Genomic DNA, 16636 nt, shown 5'->3' with positions numbered 1-16636 from the left:
GTTTCTGGATTCCAACGTTCTCACGGGTGGAATCGTGGCCCAATGGGGACTCGACAAGGCGGTTTTGTCCCTTTGCGCGGCTAGGGTGTGCCGGTTGGTGCTGGCGGCAGCCGTCCGCGATGAGGTGGAACAAAACCTCTTGCTGCATGCAGAAGCGCTCCCTTCCATGGAAGCAGATCAACTTCTGGGCGACTATCACCGCCTGCTCAAACTGACCAACCCCGAGATAATCCCTTATCCCCAGGCGAGTGCCGTGCGGGCAGGCAGGTACTTGATCCGGCATGAGCCGGACGTCCCAGTACTTCTATCGGCGGTTGCCAGCAAGCCGGACTGGCTATTGACCCACAATACAAAGCATTTCACGCAAGGCGTTGCGCAGCGTACCGGCCTGCGAATCGCAACGCCAGCGGAGTTTTTCCGGACACTCTCTCTGGCATTCCAATAGGAGTCAGATGTGCCGAGGAATGCGTGGCCCAAGCCTCTGCGAACAAGACCCGTACAATGACAACTGGCAACATTATGACTCGCCGAACGAAAGAACGTTTGTACAAGCTGGTGCTAAACCCTCCCAAAGGCAGCAAGCTGGAGGCCGCCAAGAATCATGGGGTTGACCTGATGGAGAATATTCGGCGGCTCGCCATGACGCCGGCCGAGCGGGTTTGGGAAATGGAGTACGCTCTTCAGCGCCGACAACGCCGAAGGAAAACAACGCGCTGAGCGGTCGGTGGCAAGACCTTCTTCGCCGCCAACAAACCCGATTTTCCACCCATTAGCGGATCCTTTTTTTGCCAAGCAGAGAATTTTTTTGATTTTCCACCATCAAGGCTAGCTGAATCTCGCACTCTTTGTTTATAATCATCCGTTTTCGCGGCGAGCTTGGGGCTCGCCAGCGAACTGGAAGATTGGCCCCCGAGTAGCGCTGTGATGAAGCGCGGAGGCGCTTTCATCCAGGACCGGGATTCCATGGCACAGATCTTCCACCGCAGTGCGAACACTCTTGCTCGCGCCAGCCTTCTAGGGCTGGTCCTGCTCCTTACGGGGGTGGGAGCGGCGCTCATGCAGTTTCAGCGTTCTCCCTACGTGACCAACCAGCACATCGCGCCGGACCAGCCGGTGCCTTTCAGCCACCAGCACCACGCGGGCGGGCTGGGGCTGGATTGCCGTTACTGCCATACGTCGGTGGAGGAATCGAGTTTTGCGGGAATTCCGCCCACCAAGACCTGCATCAACTGCCACGCCCAGCTTTGGACCAAGGCGGACATGCTGGAGCCGGTGCGCTACAGCTATCGCACGGGCGAGTCGCTGAAGTGGACGCGAGTGCATGATCTGCCTGATTTTGTTTATTTCAACCACAGCATTCACGTGGCCAAAGGCGTGGGCTGCCAGAGCTGCCACGGCCAGGTGGACCAGATGCCGCTCATGTATGAAGAGAACACGCTGCAGATGGAGTGGTGCCTGAACTGCCATCGTCAAACGGAGAAATTCCTGCGGCCCAAAGACCAGGTTTTCAACATGACGTACCAGCAGCCGAACCCGGACAATCCGGTGGAGGTGGACGGCGTCAAGTTCACTGATCAGTTGCAGCTGGGCCAAGCGCTGCATAAGAAGTACGGCCTGCGTTCGGTGCAGGACATTACCAGTTGCTCCACCTGCCACCGGTAATGGCGGGACACATTTACAAAATGGAAGCGAATGTCGAATAACAGCGATTCAAATTTGAACTTGGTTCCCGTCGGGCAGATCAAACCGGCGCGGCTGGACCTGGATGCGGTGCGGCAGAAGCTGTCGCAGGCCCGTGGTCCCCGCTATTGGCGCACGCTGGAAGAATTGGCTGACCAGGAAGCCTTTGGCGAAATGCTGGAGCGCGAGTTCCCCCGGCAGGCTTCCGAATGGGTGGATCCGGTTTCGCGGCGCGGGTTCCTGAAGCTGGCCGGAGCGTCGCTGGCGCTGGCCGGGCTCGCGGGCTGCACCAAGCAGCCGCTGGAGCAGATTCTGCCGTACGTCCGCCAGCCGGAAGACCTGATTCCCGGCAAGCCGATCTATTACGCCACGGCCATGCCGTTTGCCGGCTACGCCCACCCGCTTCTGGTGGAGACGCACGAATTTCGTCCGACGAAGGTAGAAGGCAATCCCAACCACGAAGCCTGCCTGGGTTCGAGTGACCTGTTTGCGCAGGCTTCCATTCTGGACCTCTATGATCCCGACCGCACCATCGGCATCACCTATAAGGGCGAGCCGCGTCCCTGGGCGGAGTTCCTGGGATCGGCGCGCGGCGTGGTGCAGTTCCACAAGACCAACAAAGGCGCCGGGCTGCGATTCCTGACGGGCGCAACCTCGTCGCCCACGCTGGGCTCGCAGATGAAGGCCATCCAGCAGATTTTCCCCGAGTCCAAGTGGCACCGCTGGGAGCCGCTACATCGCGATACGGCGCGTGCCGGCGGCAAGCTGGCGTTCGGCGCGAACTATGACGCTGTCTACAAGTTCGACGCCGCCGACATCGTGGTCTCGCTTGATGGCGACTTCCTCTCCGGCTCGTGGTTCCCGGGCTTTGTGCGCTACGCGCGCGACTTCATGGCGCGCCGCAAAGATCCGGCCAAAGGCATGAACCGCCTGTACGTGGCGGAAAGCTCGCCCACCACCACCGGCGCCAAGGCGGACAGCAAGATCGTGGCGCGACACATCGAGATTGACAGGATTGCGCGCGCGCTGGCGGCGAAGCTCGGCGTCCCCGGCGCGGCTGCCGAACATCTTGAAGGCGAGCATCAGAAGTGGGTGGACGCCGCCGCCGCTGATCTGACGCAGCACAAAGGCAGGAGCCTGGTGGCGCCGGGCGTGTTCCAGAGCGCCGCGGTCAACGCCATCGCCCACGCCATCAACGCGCATCTGGGCAATGTTGGCCAGACGGTCAGCTTCATCGACCCGGTCGAGGTTGATCCAGTGGACAACGCGCAGTCCATCCGCGAGCTGGCTGACGACATGCGGGCCGGCAAGGTGGAAACGCTGGTCATCATGGGCTGCAACCCGGTGTACCATGCGCCCGCGGACGTGGATTTTGAAAAAGCGCTGGCTGGCCTGGCGGAAAAAGGCAAGACGGTCATTCATCTTTCGAACTACAAGAACGAAACCAGCGACTACGCTACCTGGGAAGTGCCGGAAACGCATTATCTTGAAGCCTGGAGCGATGGCCGGGCCTACGACGGCACAGCCACCATCATCCAGCCCATGATCGCGCCGCTGTATGACGGCAAGAGCGCGCATGAGATTGCCGCGATCTTTACTGACCAGCCGGGCACGTCGGGCTACGATCTGGTGCGTTCCTACTGGCGCTCGCAGCACCCCGGCGACGACTTTGAAGCCTGGTGGCGGCGCTCCGTGCATGACGGCTACATCAGCGGCAGCGCTTTCCCGGCGAAGCAGGTATCGGCCAAGCTGGGCGCGCTGCCGGCCGTGGTGGATGCCGGCGGAGTTGAGTGCATCTTCCGTCCTGATCCCACCATTTACGATGGCAGCTTCGCCAACAACGGATGGCTGCAGGAAACTCCCAAGCCGCTTTCCCGTACCACGTGGGACAACGTGGTCCTGGTCAGCCCGGCCATGGCCCACCGCATGGGTTTCCTGGAGATGGAAGGCGAAAAGGTCGAAGAGTCTGACCCGCCGAAGAACATCAACAAGGACCACCAGTCCGATGCGCTGAACGTGATTGAAATCACGGTGAATGGCCGCAAGGTAACAGCCCCGGCCTGGGCGCAGCCCGGTCATCCTGATAATTCGATCACCTTGTTCTTCGGCTACGGCAGGAGAAAAGCCGGGCGCGTGGCCATGGATTCCGACAAGAACGCTGACAAGCCTGATCCGCGCGGTTACGACGCTTACTCCGTCCGCACCACAGCGACGGCTTACGTGAGCACCGGCGAAGTGAAAGGTACCGGCAAGTACTGGGACATCGCCGTGACCCAAGGCCACTTCACCATGGACAATCGCGAGCCGGTCAAAGCGGCCACGCTGGCGAAGTTCCAGAAGGACCCCGGGTTCGCCCGCGAAGGCGAGCCGGCTCCGGCAAAGAACGAGAGTCTCTATCCCGACTTCCGTGACCTTGGCTGGTACAAGAAGCCGGGATACGCCTGGGGCATGGCCATTGATTTGAATTCTTGTATCGGCTGCCAGGCGTGTTCGGTGGCGTGTTACGCGGAGAACAACATTTCCGTGGTCGGCAAGGAGCAGGTGCAGCGCGGGCGCGAGATGATGTGGATCCGCATTGACACCTACTACGAAGGCGACGCGGCCAATCCCAACGTCTATTTCCAGCCCTTGACCTGCATGCAGTGCGAGAACGCGCCGTGCGAGCCGGTATGCCCGGTGGGCGCCACGGTGCACAGCACTGAGGGCTTGAATGACATGGTGTACAACCGCTGCGTGGGCACGCGGTACTGCTCCAACAACTGCCCATACAAAGTCCGGCGGTTCAACTTCCTGCTGTTCGCGGATTTTGATTCGCCCAGCCGCAAGCTGGGACGCAACCCGGATGTCACCGTCCGCAGCCGTGGCGTGATGGAAAAATGCACGTATTGCGTGCAGCGCATCAATGCCGCGCGCATCAACGCGGAAAAGCAGGACCGCGCCATTCGCGATGGCGAAATCCTTACGGCGTGCCAACAGGCGTGTCCCACGCAGGCCATTGTGTTCGGCAATATTGCCGATCCCAACAGCCGCGTTTCCAAAATGAAAGCACAGGAGCGCGATTACGCGCTGCTGGCGGAGCTGAACACGCGTCCGCGAACCACCTATATTGCCGCGGTGAGCAACCCTAACCCGGATCTTGAGAAGGCGGAAAAGGCATAGCGCATGGCCCTGAATGACCAAGTAGATCAACTGCCGCCGAAAGGCGTACGGCCGCCGATCATCGGCCCGGGACAGACGCTGGGCACGGTCACCGACCGGATTGCCGGCATCGTGCTTACCAAGCACACGCCTATCTTCTGGTTCGCCATCGTCGCCGTCTCCGTGGCCATTTTTGGCATGTTCAATACGGCCGTCGGCTACCTGCTCATGCGCGGCACCGGCATCTGGGGCATCAACATTCCCGTGGGCTGGGGATTCGCCATCGTCAACTTTGTGTGGTGGATCGGCATCGGCCATGCCGGAACGTTGATCTCAGCGATTCTTCTGCTGTTCAAGCAGAGCTGGCGTACTTCGATCAACCGCTTTGCCGAAGCCATGACCATCTTTGCCGTGATGCAGGCCGGCTTGTTCCCGCTGGTGCATACCGGACGTCCGTGGCTGGCGGCGTACTGGCTGTTCCCCATTCCCAACACCATGGGCGTGTGGCCGCAGTTCCGCAGCCCGCTGATCTGGGACGTGTTCGCCGTGTCCACGTACTTCACCGTGTCTTTCCTGTTCTGGGGCATTGGACTGATTCCGGACTTCGCCACGTTGCGCGATTCCGCCAAGTCGCTGGTCGTCCGCCGCATTTACGGGATGCTGGCCATGGGCTGGCGAGGATCGGCGCGCCACTGGAACCGCTACGAGACGGCCTACCTGCTGCTGGCAGGTCTGGCCACGCCGCTGGTGCTCTCCGTGCACAGCGTGGTGAGCTTGGACTTTGCGTCTTCGATTGTTCCCGGCTGGCATACCACGTTCTTCCCGCCGTATTTCGTTGCTGGCGCAATCTTCTCGGGATTTGCTATGGTGCTGATCCTGGCCATTCCGTTCCGGGCTTTGTATGGCATGCAGGACTTCATCACCCTGCGCCATCTGCAAAACTGCGGCAAGGTAATGCTGGCCACAGGCATGATTGTGGCGTACGCCTACGTGCTGGAAATGTTTATGGGCTGGTACAGCCATGACAAGTATGAGCTGGCCATGGTGCACAACCGGCTGCACGGCCCGTATTCCTACTATTACTTCATGCTGGTGCTGTGCAACATCATCATTCCGCAGTCGCTGTGGTTCAACAAGGTGCGGTCGTCGCCGCTGATGCTTTTCCTGGTTTCCTGCGTGATCCAGTTGGGCATGTGGTTGGAGCGATTCGTGATCGTGGTGATGAGCTTGCAACGCGACTTCCTGCCCAGTTCGTGGGGCATGTACTGGTACACCAAGTGGGACGTGATGACCCTAGTGGGCACCATGGGGTTCTTCACACTCTTGTTCTTCCTGTTCATCCGGCTGATGCCCTCGATTTCCATTTTTGAAATTCGCACGCTGCTGCCGCAATCGAAGGTGAAGGAATGACCGCGGAACCGATTTACGGACTGCTGGCTGAGTTCGACAACCCGACCGACCTGGTGCATGCCGCCAAGGCTGCGTACGGCGCCGGCTACCGCAAGATGGACGCTTACACGCCGTATCCGCTGGAGGAAGCGGCGGAAGCCATCGGCTCGCACCATAACCGCGTACCGCTGATCACGCTGGTGGGGGCTATGCTGGGGATGATCGGCGGATATTCGTTGGAATACTGGGTGTCCGTCATCGCTTACCCCATCAACTCCGGCGGCAAGCCGTTCCACTCCTGGCCATCGTTCATCCCGGTTACGTTTGAGTGCGCGGTGCTGGGGGCGTCGCTGGCCGCGGTGTTTGGCATGCTGGCGCTGAACGGGCTGCCGCAACCGTACCATCCGGTGTTTAACGCGCCCAACTTTACTTCCGCCAGCCGTGACAAATTCTTTTTGTGCATTGAAGCGCAGGACCCCAACTTCAGCCTGAGCGATACAAGAAAATTGCTGCAGACGTACCATCCGCAGGTGGTCTCGGAGGTGCCGTATTAAGGCCCCGGCACAATTCCGCGCGCTGTTGCTGGCTGTGACCGCGGCCGCGTTGCTCTCCGGCTGCCGCCAGGACATGCACAACCAGCCCAAATTCATTCCGCTGCGCTCCAGCGAGTTCTACCCTGACCACCGGTCGGCGCGCTATCCCATGCCCGGCACGGTGCCGCGTCTGGAAGACGCGGCGGTGGACAAGGAACAGCTTAATCCCAACAGCTACTTCCTCAGCGGCAAGCATGGCGCCATGTTCGGCAACGATCTGCCTTCGCAGATCAAGCTGGACCGCGATCTTCTGCTGCGCGGCGAAGACCGCTACAAGATCTACTGCACGCCGTGCCACTCCGCGGTGGGCGACGGCAACGGCATGATCGTGCAACGCGGGTTCAAGCATCCGCCCACGTTCCACCAGGCGCGGCTGCGCAATGCACCTATCGGACATTTTTATGACGTCATCAGCCACGGCCTGGGCGCCATGCCGGACTACGCCACGCAGATCCATCCCGCGGACCGCTGGGCCATCGCGGCTTACATCCGCGTGCTGCAGTTAAGCCAGAACGCAACCGAAGCCGACGTAGCGGCTGAAGATCGCGGCAAGTTGAGCGGGCCACAAGGAGAAGGAATCAGGATTCCAAGTTCGTCATACACCAGTCCCACGGCCATGCCGCCGCCGGCGAAAACCGAAACGCCGAAGCCCGAACAGCCCAAGCCTGAAGGAGGCGCGAAGTGAGCGAAACTACAGCTACAGTTCGCGTCACCCCGCAGGATTTCGCGCCGCCGGCGCTGATCGGCCGCATGCGTACGCGCGCAGCAATTGTCGGCGTGGTGGGCGCGGTGGCGCTGGTGGTCATCACCATGGTCACCCACAACTGGGACCTGTTCCTGCGCTCCTGGCTGTTCTCTTATATGTTCTGGCTGGGGCCCACCACCGGCGCGCTGTGCCTGCTTTGCCTGCAATACGCCACGGGCGGCAACTGGGGACGCCTGGGCCGCCGCATATGGGAAGCCGGCGCAGGCAACCTATGGCTGATGGTGATCTTCTGGCTTCCCATCGCTTTTGGGATAAAGAGGCTCTATCCCTGGGCGCAGATGTCGCGCGATCAAGCCGTTGCCGCGCTGGGCGAGGAAAAGGTCAGGTTCTACCTGAACCCCACCGGGTTCTGGGTGCGCGGCCTGGTGATCTTCGCTATCTGGATGCTGATCCTGTGGGTCCTGCGCCGCTGGGCGGACAAAGAAGAAGCCGGGCAAACCACGCCGCAGAAGTTTGTCCGCATCCAGAACCTGAGCGGCTTCGGCATTGTCTTTTACGGCGCGGCCATCACCTTCCTCTCCATTGACCTGACCATGTCGCTGGATCCCAAGTGGTGGTCCACGGTTTGGGGCATGCTGTTCATGGTGGGACAGGTGCTCACCACGTTCTGTTTCACTATCTGGCTGCTGGTGAAGTTGTCGCCGATTGAGCCCATGTCCAAGATCTTTAAGGCCGAATACCTGCACGACTTCGGCAAGCTGATGTTTGCGTTCGTCGTGCTGTGGGCCTACCTCTCGTTTTCGCAGTGGATCATTATCTGGTCCGGCAACCTGCAGAGCGAGATCAGCTGGTACCTGACCCGGCTGAACAGCGGATGGCAGTATTTCGGGACCATCCTGATCTTTGCCCATTTTGTGTTTCCCTTTGCGCTGCTGCTCTCGCGCAACACCAAGCGCTCCACCGGCCGCGTGGTGAAGATTGCGCTGTTCGTGATGTTCATGCGCATGGTGGACCTGTTCTGGCTGACCGCGCCGAACTTCTACCAGGGCTACGGCAAAGACGCTCAAGGGCTTACGGGTTTCCACCTGACGGACGGCCTGATGTACGTGCTGTGCCCCATCGCCATGGGCGGCATCTGGCTGTTCTTCTTTTACTGGCAACTGGGCCGGCGCGCGATCATGCCGGTGAACGATCCTGATTTTGCGCAAATGATGGAAGCGGAACACCATGGATAACAAGAATCCTCAATCCGGCGGCCACTTGAGAGAAGGCCACGAAGAGACTGACCTGAGCATAAAAGGAATCGTGTGGTTCGGCGTGTTCCTGGTGGTCTCCGGCATATTCGCTTTTGTCTCCATGTATTTCTTCTACCACGGGCTGCAGTGGTTCCAGGAGAAGCAGGTGGCCAAGACCGCGCCCATGACCCCCATGGAGAAGCAATTGCTAACCCAGCGCAGCGGCGCCAAAGCCGGCGCACCGGAAACGGCCAAAGAGGAAGAAGCCGCGACCACTCCGGAATGGTACGGGCAGGGCAAAGACCGCCGCCAGATGGAAGAACAGTTGAGCCGGACTTTCCCGCGCCCTCGCTTGCAGTATGACGACGAGCACGACATGAAGATCTTCCGCGACTCCGAAGACCAGTGGCTCAAGAGCACGGGCAAGGATGCCAATGGCAACATCCATATCCCCGTGGACCGGGCCATTGAGTTGCTGGCGCAGCGCGGGCTTCCGGCGGTAAGCGGGCCGTGGCAGCCGCCAACGTTGCCCACCGCGGTGCCCATGGTCCCCATGCAGAGCACGGCCAGGAAATAAGAAGTTGAGCAAGAAGAAGTCGAGCAAAAGAAGTTGAGCAAAAGAAGTTGAGAAGCAAATGAAGTATAGAAACACAATTCGGAATCTGGCCGCTACGCTGCTCGCCGCGTCGCTCATGAGCGTTGCTGCCGGGGCCCAGGCGGCTGCGCCCATCGTCAACCCGGGCGAAGGCGGAACCAACCAGAAGCTGGCCATCTTCGACCAAGTGGGAATCGAGCAAAAGCTGAACCAGCAGGTCCCGCTGGACCTTACGTTCACGGATGAAAACGGCCAGCAGGTAAAGCTGGGGAAATATTTCGGCAGCAAGCCGGTGATTTTGTCGCTGGTGTATTACCAGTGCCCCATGCTGTGCTCGCAGGTGTTGAGCGGATTGACGGGCGCGCTGAACGGGATTGTGCGCTTCAACGTAGGCCGTGATTTTGAAGTGGTGACGGTGAGTTTTGATCCACGCGATACGGCGAAAGACGCGGCGGCCAACAAGAGCAGCTACCTGCGTCGCTATCGCCGCGGCGGAGCGGAACAGGGCTGGCATTTCCTGACCGGCAGCAAAGAACAGATTGCCGCGCTGGCCGGAGCGGTCGGCTTCCGCTATCAGTGGGACCCGGAGATCCAGCAGTTCGCGCACGCCAGCGGCATCATGCTGCTCACGCCGGACGGCCGCGTCGCGCAGTACTACTACGGCATTGAATACGCGCCGCGTGATCTGCAGTTCGGCATCATCGAAGCTTCCAAGGGCAAGATCGGAAACGTGGTGGACCAAGTGCTGCTCTACTGCTACCACTACGATCCGGCCAAAGGGAAGTATGGAGCCGCGATTTTAAACATTATGAGGATGAGTGCTTTGGCGACAGTGCTGGTGCTGGGCGGATTTGTGATCATCATGTTCCGCCGTGATTTGCACGCCGCCGCGCAGAGCCGTTTCAAGACTAGGACAGCCGAATAGATGGACTTCAAACTGCCATTATTTCCGGAGCAGGCCTCAAGCATCGCGGCCCAGGTGGACTATTTCTACCTGTTCCTGGTGCTGATCACCACGTTTTTCTCCCTGCTCATTGCCTTGATGATCATTTTTTTCATCATCAAATACAGGAAGACCCCGGAACGCCAGGCGGAACAGATCCACGGCTCGACCTTGCTGGAGATTACCTGGACGGCGATTCCGCTGGCCATCTCCATGGTGATCTTTGTATGGGGCGCGTGGCTCTATTATCAAATCCAAAACCCGCCGCAAAATGCCCTGGAGATTTACGGCGTGGGCAAGCAATGGATGTGGAAGTTCCAGCACCCCGGCGGCCAGCGCGAAATCAACTCGCTGCACGTGCCTACGGGGCGTCCGGTGAAGGTCACGCTGATTTCGCAAGACGTGATCCACGACTTTTTTGTTCCCGCGTTTCGCGTGAAGACTGACGTGCTGCCCAACCGCTACATGCACACCTGGTTTACGCCCACGCGGCCGGGGACCTATCACCTCTTCTGCGCGCAGTACTGCGGCACCAAACACTCCGGCATGATCGGAGAAGTGGTAGTGATGAAGCCGGAAGACTACGCGGAATGGCTGGCCAGCGGCAAAGCGGAAGGCTCCATGGCTTCCATGGGCGAAAAGTTGTTCCAGGAATTCGGTTGCACTACCTGCCACCGTCCGGACGCGGGTGCGCGCGGCCCTAACCTGCAAGGGCTGTACGGACGGCCGGTGCGCTTGTCCGACAACCGGGTGGTCATCGCCGACGACAATTACATCCGCGAATCCATTTTGAATCCCAACGCGAAAGTGGTGTCCGGCTTCCAGCCGATCATGCCCACGTTCCAGGGTGTGGTGAGCGAAGAAGGGCTGATCCAGATCACCGAGTACATCAAGCACTTGTCGCAGCAGGAGTCAGAACCGATCAACAACCGAAGCAACCCCGGGGAACTCCGCGATACTGAGGTCCCAACCATCCAGCAAGAATTAAAAGGCAGAGGCAACGAGCCCGCAACACCGGGGAAGAAACCATGAGTACCGCCGCTACCACAGTCAAGCCGGTCATGCCGGCCAAGCATTACCTGAACGATAACTACGGGATCCGGTCCTGGCTGCTGACCAAGGACCATAAGCGGATCGCCGTGCTGTACCTGGTCACGATCACGTTTTTCTTTTTCCTGGGCGGCCTGTTCGCGGCGCTGATCCGGCTGGAGTTGCTCACGCCGGAAGGCGACCTCTTCCAGTCAGACACCTACAACAAACTGTTCACCATGCACGGCGTGAACATGATCTTCTTCTTCCTGATTCCATCCGTGCCGGCGGTGCTGGGGAACTTTATTATTCCCATCATGGTGGGCGCCAAAGATCTGGCGTTTCCCAAGATCAACCTGCTGAGCTGGTACATCTTTATTGTGGGCGCGGGATTCGGCCTGGCGGCGCTGGTGGGCGGCGGCGTGGACACCGGCTGGACTTTCTACACTCCGCTGAGCACCGGCTACGTGAGGACCCCGGTGATTGTGCTGGCGGTGGGTATTCTGATTGCCGGGTTTGCGTCCATCTTTACCGGGCTGAACTTTATTGTCACCGTCCATCGCATGCGCGCTCCGGGCATGACCTGGGGACGCCTGCCGCTGATGGTGTGGGCCAACTACGCGGCCAGCCTGATCATGATCCTGGGGACGCCGGTCATCGCCATCACGCTGATTCTGGTGGCGCTGGAACGCGGCTTCCACATCGGCGTATTTGATCCCAAGCTGGGCGGCGATCCCGTCCTTTTCCAGCACATGTTCTGGTTTTACTCGCATCCCGCCGTGTACATCATGATTCTGCCCGGCATGGGCGTGATCAGCGAGATTGTTACTTGCTACTCGCGCAAGCGGGTGTTCGGCTACACGTTCATTGCGTTCTCTTCCATCGCCATTGCCGTGTTCGGGTTCATCGTGTGGGCGCACCACATGTTCGTGGCGGGCATCTCGCAGTACTCGGCGCTGGTGTTCAGCCTGCTGAGTTTCGCGGTGGCCATACCTTCGGCGGTGAAGGTCTTTAACTGGACCGCGACCATGTACAAAGGGTCGGTGACCCTGAGCACGCCCATGCTCTACGCTCTGGCGTTCATCGGGCTGTTCACCATCGGAGGGCTGACGGGACTGTTCCTGGCGGCGCTGGGGACCGACATTCACATCCACGACACGTACTTTGTGGTCGCGCACTTCCATTACGTCATGGTGGGAGGCATGGTCACCGCGTATTTGGGCGGGATCCATTTCTGGTGGCCCAAGATGACGGGCAGGCTGTATCCGGAAGCGCCGGCGAAACTGGCAGCGCTGATTACGTTCATCGGCTTTAACCTGACGTTCTTCCCGCAATTCATTCTTGGCTATCTGGGCATGCCGCGGCGCTATCACATGTATCCGCCGGAATTCCAGGTGCTCAACGTGCTTTCCAGCGCGGGCGCGTCTGTGCTGGCCGTCGGATTCATCATGCCGCTGGTCTATTTCCTGTGGTCGCTGAAGTACGGCCAAGTGGCCGGCGACAACCCGTGGGATGCCAAGGGACTGGAGTGGCAGACGACTTCGCCGCCGCCTACGCACAATTTCCATGAGATACCGGTTGTGACCGAAGATCCTTACAACTACGGAGACGATGAGGAGGAGCACGGTGTCCACTAGCCAGACAACCACTACCGACCATCATCCGGCGCTGGTCCATCAGTTTGACAGCATGGAGCAGCAGAAGGAAGCCTCCACCTTTGGCATGTGGGTGTTCCTGCTGACGGAAATCATGATGTTCGGCGGATTGTTCGCCTCCTATCTGATCTACCGTTTAAAGTTTTATGCCGCCTGGGAAGCCGGCAGCAGCAGCATCAACGTCACCTGGGGATTCGCCAACACGCTGGTCTTGATTGCCAGCAGCTTTACCATGGCCATGGCGGTGTGGTCGGCGCAGAAGGGTGACCGCAAGAAGCAAGTCGTTTTCCTGATCCTGACCATGATTCTGGGCGCGGCCTTCCTGGGCGTGAAGGCCGTGGAATATACCGACAAATACAAAGAGTGCCACATCCCGGGAAGCTTCATCGGCAAACCGTTCAACGCCACCGGCGGGCCGGGCTGCACCACCGGCAACATTGCCAAAGAATTCATGGAGCATCAGGAGCGGATGGGGAAGCCGGTGACCGAAGTTTTCGCCGAGCAGACCGCCAAGCAGACCCAGATTTTCTTCTCCTTCTATTTCGCGATGACCGGCCTGCACGCGTTCCACATGGTAATTGGCCTGGGACTGCTCACCTGGCTCACCTTGCGGGCGAACAGCGGAGAATTTGGGCCGGACTACTTTACGCCCGTGGAACTGGGCGGACTGTACTGGCACTTTGTTGATATCGTATGGATTTTCCTGTTCCCGTTGCTGTACCTGATTAACCGGACGCACAACGGCTGAGGTTGGCAAAGAGAATTATGTCAGACGAAAAATCGCATCCGACTCCGCTCCTGTATTTGCTGATCGTGTCCTGCCTCTTTGTGGGCACCGTACTCACGTACTTTGCCGCCACCTGGGACATGGGCATCTGGAACCCGGTGGTGGCCTTGACTATCGCTTGCACCAAAGCCGTGCTGGTGGTGCTGTTCTTTATGCACGTGCGCTACAGCAACAAGCTGACCATGGTGACGGTGGCCGCGGGGTTCTTCTGGCTGCTGATCCTGATCACGCTCAGCTTGAGCGACTACATTTCCCGCGACTTGTGGTTTGGAGCGAAATAGCTTTTTGAGAAAAACGATAGGCCGGGGCCGCGGGCCCCGGCTTTCTTATTTGGTGAGAATTTCTTCCAGGTAGTCGAGCGCGCGCGGGTCGCGCGGTTAGGAAAGAACATCCACCACGGAGACACGGAGGCGGAGAAATACGGGGGCTGAAATTCATGGACTCTGTCCGGACGGCAGGTGGTCTTGTGCCGCAATTGCCAGGGTAAGGGCAGCACGGCGCTCTGAAGACCCTAACTCAGTCTTCCTCCGTGTCTCCGTGCCTCCGTGGTGGAAATTAGCGGTGACTCGCTTCCACGGCGCCGGCCACGCGCAAGACGGTGCTTTCGTCGAAGTGCTTGCCCAGAATCTGCAGACCGATGGGCAGGCCGGTCTTGGTTTCGCCGCAAGGGACGCTGATGCCCGGGATGCCGACCAGGTCGGCGGTGACGGTATAGATGTCCGCCAGATACATGGAGAGCGGGTCGCCGGCCCTTTCGCCCAGCTTGAAAGCGGCCGTGGGCGCGGTGGGAGTGACGATGGCGTCCACTTTCTGGAACGCGTCGTGAAAGTCGCGCGCCAGCAGGGTGCGGACCTTCTGGGCCTTCAGGTAGTAAGCATCGTAGTAGCCGGAGCTGAGCACGTAGGTGCCCAGCATAATGCGGCGCTTGACCTCCGCGCCGAAGCCTTCGTCGCGGCTGAGGCGGTACATTTCCGACAAAGTGCGTGCCTTGGGCGAGCGATAGCCGTAGCGCACGCCGTCAAAGCGCGCAAGGTTGGCGGAGGCCTCCGCCGTGGCGATGACATAGTAGGTAGGAGTGGCGTAAACGGTATGCGGTAGCGAGATGGGAACGATTTGCGCGCCGGCAGTTTGCAGCTTCTGGATGGCGGCTTCGATTGCCGAGCGGATTTCCGCGTCCAGACCTTCCGCGAAATATTCCTTGGGTACGCCCAGCTTCAGGCCCTTGACCGTTTGGGCGAGTGCCTGCTCGTAGTCGGGGACAGGAATGCTGGCGGAAGTGGAGTCCATGGGATCGTGCCCGGCGATCACGCGCAACAGAATCGCCGCATCCTGCACGGTGTGGGTGAGCGGGCCGATGTGGTCCAGCGACGAGGCGAAGGCGATGAGGCCGTAGCGCGAGACGCGGCCGTAGGTAGGCATGAGGCCAACCACGCCGCAGAACGAAGCCGGCTGGCGGATGGAGCCGCCGGTGTCTGAGCCCAGCGTGGCCACCGCCATTCCGGCAGCCACCGCGGCCGCTGATCCGCCGCTGGAACCGCCCGGAACGCGGGTTTTGTCGCGCGGATTGCGCACCGGGCCGTACGCGGAATTCTCGTTGGATGAGCCCATGGCGAATTCGTCGCAATTCATCTTGCCCAGGATCACGGCGCCAGCGGCTTCCAGGCGCGCGACGGCGGTGCAGTCGTACGGTGGAATGAAATTCTCAAGAATCTTGGAACCGGCGGTGGTGCGCACGCCGCGGGTGACCATCACGTCCTTGATGCCCATGGGAACGCCGGCCAGCGGAGGCAGGGGACCGCCTTGGGCGGCCAGGTCGTCCATGCGCTGGGCTTGAGCCAGCGCGCGGTCTTCGCAAAGAGTTAGGTAAGCGTGAATGTCGGGATCTTCAGCCTTAATTTTTTTGTAGAAGCTTTCGGCCAGTCGGACAGCGGTGGTCTTCTTCTCCGCGATGGCGGAGCGAGTGGCGGCGATGGTGAGTTGTGAGACGTCCATGATCTTTGCAATCGAATGCTTGATAGCCGCAAATTGCTGATTCGTCTTTAGCAACTAGCAATTGGCAGCTAGCAATTAGCCAAACCACATGAACCCATCAGCCTTGGCCAACGGCTAATTGCCATTTGCTAATTGCTATTTCTCAATCACCTTCGGCACCTTGAAAAAATCTTCATTCGCCGCCGGAGCGTTCTTCAGCGCCGCGTCATGCGGAAGCGAAGGCCGCGGGGAATCTTCGCGCCACGCGGTGGCCGGCTTGCCGCCGCCGGGCACGTCTGTTCCTGAGGCGTTTATTCCAAGGACCTGGGCCATGGGCGGGACGTTGGCGGTGTCCAGCTCATTGAGGCGGTCAATGTAGCCGAGAATGGAAGTGAGGTCGCGCACCATGTGCTGGCGCTCGTCGCTGGTGAGCTCCAGGTTGGCCAGGTCGGCGACGTGGGAGACGTCTTGGTCAGTGATTTTCATAAGTAGCAAATAGCAATTAGCAACTGGCAATTGGCAAAGTCGGAACAGCACCGATGTTTCTACTGGCTAGCTGCCAATTGCTATTTGCTAATTGCTGTCTTGAATTTCACTTCTTTCACCAGCGGCCCCAGCAGACCGTCAAACCCGGCGATATAGCGCGTGGTGAAGCCGAAAAGTTGGGCTCCCCAGGCGCGGTCAGGGACTTCCACGGTCAGAACGCCACCGGCAAAACTCACAGCGCGGGTACGCGAGGCAACTTCCTTGCCGCACACCAGAGGCCATGCGAGCACCACGGCTTCTTCCGCAGGCTGCGCCCGCAGGAGTTCGCTCATGATGTTGCGCAAGCCAGTGCGGACGGGTTCCATGGTTTCTCTCGGTTCGAAAGGTGATTCTAACATCAGCGTGGCGAGTCATGCCTTGACACTTGTC

General features: G+C 59.7%; 17 protein-coding genes. 13 read left to right on the top strand and 4 right to left on the bottom strand.

Features of this window, described 5'->3' with window-relative positions; translation table 11 throughout:
* Positions 1 to 34: 34 nt before the first annotated feature.
* Positions 35 to 445 (top strand): PIN domain-containing protein, encoded by a 411-nt coding sequence (locus LAO20_02975; GenBank protein ID MBZ5530372.1) that lies wholly within the window; start codon positions 35 to 37, stop codon positions 443 to 445.
* A gap of 113 nt (positions 446 to 558) precedes the next feature.
* On the opposite strand, the gene LAO20_02970 is transcribed toward LAO20_02975, so the two are convergent.
* Complete coding sequence (locus LAO20_02970) at positions 559 to 792, bottom strand: hypothetical protein (protein ID MBZ5530371.1); 234 nt, start codon at positions 790 to 792, stop codon at positions 559 to 561.
* A gap of 171 nt (positions 793 to 963) precedes the next feature.
* Between LAO20_02970 and LAO20_02965 the strand changes: the two genes are divergently transcribed.
* The 12 genes from LAO20_02965 to LAO20_02910 all read left to right on the top strand — a co-directional run bounded on the left by LAO20_02965 (position 964) and on the right by LAO20_02910 (position 14031).
* Positions 964 to 1662, top strand: a complete 699-nt coding sequence (locus LAO20_02965) for a cytochrome c family protein (protein MBZ5530370.1) — start codon at positions 964 to 966, stop codon at positions 1660 to 1662.
* Positions 1663 to 1692: 30 nt separating this feature from the next.
* The gene (locus tag LAO20_02960; GenBank protein MBZ5530369.1) at positions 1693 to 4839 is read left to right on the top strand and encodes a TAT-variant-translocated molybdopterin oxidoreductase; all 3147 of its coding nucleotides are present in this window, start codon (positions 1693 to 1695) and stop codon (positions 4837 to 4839) included.
* Positions 4840 to 4842: 3 nt separating this feature from the next.
* The gene (gene nrfD, locus LAO20_02955) at positions 4843 to 6228 is read left to right on the top strand and encodes a polysulfide reductase NrfD (GenBank protein ID MBZ5530368.1); all 1386 of its coding nucleotides are present in this window, start codon (positions 4843 to 4845) and stop codon (positions 6226 to 6228) included.
* The gene (locus LAO20_02950; GenBank protein ID MBZ5530367.1) at positions 6225 to 6761 is read left to right on the top strand and encodes a DUF3341 domain-containing protein; all 537 of its coding nucleotides are present in this window, start codon (positions 6225 to 6227) and stop codon (positions 6759 to 6761) included. The genes nrfD and LAO20_02950 overlap by 4 nt, the downstream gene beginning before the upstream one ends.
* A 73-nt stretch (positions 6762 to 6834) precedes the next feature.
* Entirely contained in the window at positions 6835 to 7485 is a 651-nt protein-coding gene (locus tag LAO20_02945; GenBank protein MBZ5530366.1) for a cytochrome c, read from the top strand.
* Positions 7482 to 8741, top strand: coding sequence for a hypothetical protein (locus tag LAO20_02940; GenBank protein MBZ5530365.1), 1260 nt, complete (start codon positions 7482 to 7484; stop codon positions 8739 to 8741). The genes LAO20_02945 and LAO20_02940 overlap by 4 nt, the downstream gene beginning before the upstream one ends.
* On the top strand, positions 8734 to 9318 hold the full coding sequence (locus LAO20_02935; GenBank protein MBZ5530364.1) for a hypothetical protein: 585 nt from the start codon (positions 8734 to 8736) through the stop codon (positions 9316 to 9318). The genes LAO20_02940 and LAO20_02935 overlap by 8 nt, the downstream gene beginning before the upstream one ends.
* 115 nt (positions 9319 to 9433) lie before the next feature.
* The gene (locus tag LAO20_02930; protein ID MBZ5530363.1) at positions 9434 to 10261 is read left to right on the top strand and encodes an SCO family protein; all 828 of its coding nucleotides are present in this window, start codon (positions 9434 to 9436) and stop codon (positions 10259 to 10261) included.
* Positions 10262 to 11311: a cytochrome c oxidase subunit II gene (gene coxB / locus LAO20_02925; protein ID MBZ5530362.1), complete on the top strand. Its 1050-nt coding sequence runs from the start codon at positions 10262 to 10264 to the stop codon at positions 11309 to 11311. It begins immediately after the preceding gene.
* Positions 11308 to 12945 (top strand): cytochrome c oxidase subunit I, encoded by a 1638-nt coding sequence (gene ctaD, locus LAO20_02920; GenBank protein ID MBZ5530361.1) that lies wholly within the window; start codon positions 11308 to 11310, stop codon positions 12943 to 12945. Before coxB ends, ctaD begins: the two co-directional genes overlap by 4 nt.
* Positions 12920 to 13711 carry a cytochrome c oxidase subunit 3 family protein gene (locus LAO20_02915; GenBank protein MBZ5530360.1) on the top strand — a complete coding sequence of 264 codons (792 nt, stop codon included), beginning with the start codon at positions 12920 to 12922 and terminating at the stop codon, positions 13709 to 13711. The genes ctaD and LAO20_02915 overlap by 26 nt, the downstream gene beginning before the upstream one ends.
* A gap of 17 nt (positions 13712 to 13728) precedes the next feature.
* Positions 13729 to 14031 (top strand): cytochrome C oxidase subunit IV family protein, encoded by a 303-nt coding sequence (locus LAO20_02910; GenBank protein ID MBZ5530359.1) that lies wholly within the window; start codon positions 13729 to 13731, stop codon positions 14029 to 14031.
* Between the two features lie 274 nt (positions 14032 to 14305).
* Here the strand turns inward: LAO20_02910 and gatA are convergent, their stop codons facing one another.
* The 3 genes from gatA to LAO20_02895 form a co-directional block, all read right to left on the bottom strand.
* Positions 14306 to 15742: an Asp-tRNA(Asn)/Glu-tRNA(Gln) amidotransferase subunit GatA gene (gatA, locus tag LAO20_02905; GenBank protein MBZ5530358.1), complete on the bottom strand. Its 1437-nt coding sequence runs from the start codon at positions 15740 to 15742 to the stop codon at positions 14306 to 14308.
* Between the two features lie 135 nt (positions 15743 to 15877).
* A complete protein-coding gene (gatC, locus tag LAO20_02900) occupies positions 15878 to 16207 on the bottom strand; it encodes an Asp-tRNA(Asn)/Glu-tRNA(Gln) amidotransferase subunit GatC (GenBank protein ID MBZ5530357.1) in 330 nt (109 codons plus the stop codon).
* Positions 16208 to 16287: 80 nt separating this feature from the next.
* Positions 16288 to 16572, bottom strand: a complete 285-nt coding sequence (locus LAO20_02895; GenBank protein MBZ5530356.1) for a DUF721 domain-containing protein — start codon at positions 16570 to 16572, stop codon at positions 16288 to 16290.
* Between the last annotated feature and the right edge of the window lie 64 nt (positions 16573 to 16636).

It is taken from the genome of Terriglobia bacterium (assembly GCA_020072815.1).
Lineage (GTDB): Bacteria > Acidobacteriota > Terriglobia > Terriglobales > Acidobacteriaceae > Angelobacter.
This window is presented reverse-complemented; position numbering and strand designations above follow the sequence as displayed.

Excerpts from the sequence above, each read along its gene's own strand:
- LAO20_02965 (MBZ5530370.1), top strand. The coding sequence starts at position 964 with ATGGCACAGATCTTCCACCGCAGTGCGAACACTCTTGCTCGCGCCAGC.
- LAO20_02960 (MBZ5530369.1), top strand. The coding sequence starts at position 1,693 with ATGTCGAATAACAGCGATTCAAATTTGAACTTGGTTCCCGTCGGGCAG.
- nrfD (MBZ5530368.1), top strand. The coding sequence starts at position 4,843 with ATGGCCCTGAATGACCAAGTAGATCAACTGCCGCCGAAAGGCGTACGG.
- LAO20_02950 (MBZ5530367.1), top strand. The coding sequence starts at position 6,225 with ATGACCGCGGAACCGATTTACGGACTGCTGGCTGAGTTCGACAACCCG.
- LAO20_02945 (MBZ5530366.1), top strand. The coding sequence starts at position 6,835 with ATGCACAACCAGCCCAAATTCATTCCGCTGCGCTCCAGCGAGTTCTAC.
- LAO20_02935 (MBZ5530364.1), top strand. The coding sequence starts at position 8,734 with ATGGATAACAAGAATCCTCAATCCGGCGGCCACTTGAGAGAAGGCCAC.
- LAO20_02930 (MBZ5530363.1), top strand. The coding sequence starts at position 9,434 with ATGAGCGTTGCTGCCGGGGCCCAGGCGGCTGCGCCCATCGTCAACCCG.
- coxB (MBZ5530362.1), top strand. The coding sequence starts at position 10,262 with ATGGACTTCAAACTGCCATTATTTCCGGAGCAGGCCTCAAGCATCGCG.
- ctaD (MBZ5530361.1), top strand. The coding sequence starts at position 11,308 with ATGAGTACCGCCGCTACCACAGTCAAGCCGGTCATGCCGGCCAAGCAT.
- LAO20_02915 (MBZ5530360.1), top strand. The coding sequence starts at position 12,920 with ATGAGGAGGAGCACGGTGTCCACTAGCCAGACAACCACTACCGACCAT.
- LAO20_02910 (MBZ5530359.1), top strand. The coding sequence starts at position 13,729 with ATGTCAGACGAAAAATCGCATCCGACTCCGCTCCTGTATTTGCTGATC.
- gatA (MBZ5530358.1), bottom strand. The coding sequence starts at position 15,742 with ATGGACGTCTCACAACTCACCATCGCCGCCACTCGCTCCGCCATCGCG.
- gatC (MBZ5530357.1), bottom strand. The coding sequence starts at position 16,207 with ATGAAAATCACTGACCAAGACGTCTCCCACGTCGCCGACCTGGCCAAC.
- LAO20_02895 (MBZ5530356.1), bottom strand. The coding sequence starts at position 16,572 with ATGGAACCCGTCCGCACTGGCTTGCGCAACATCATGAGCGAACTCCTG.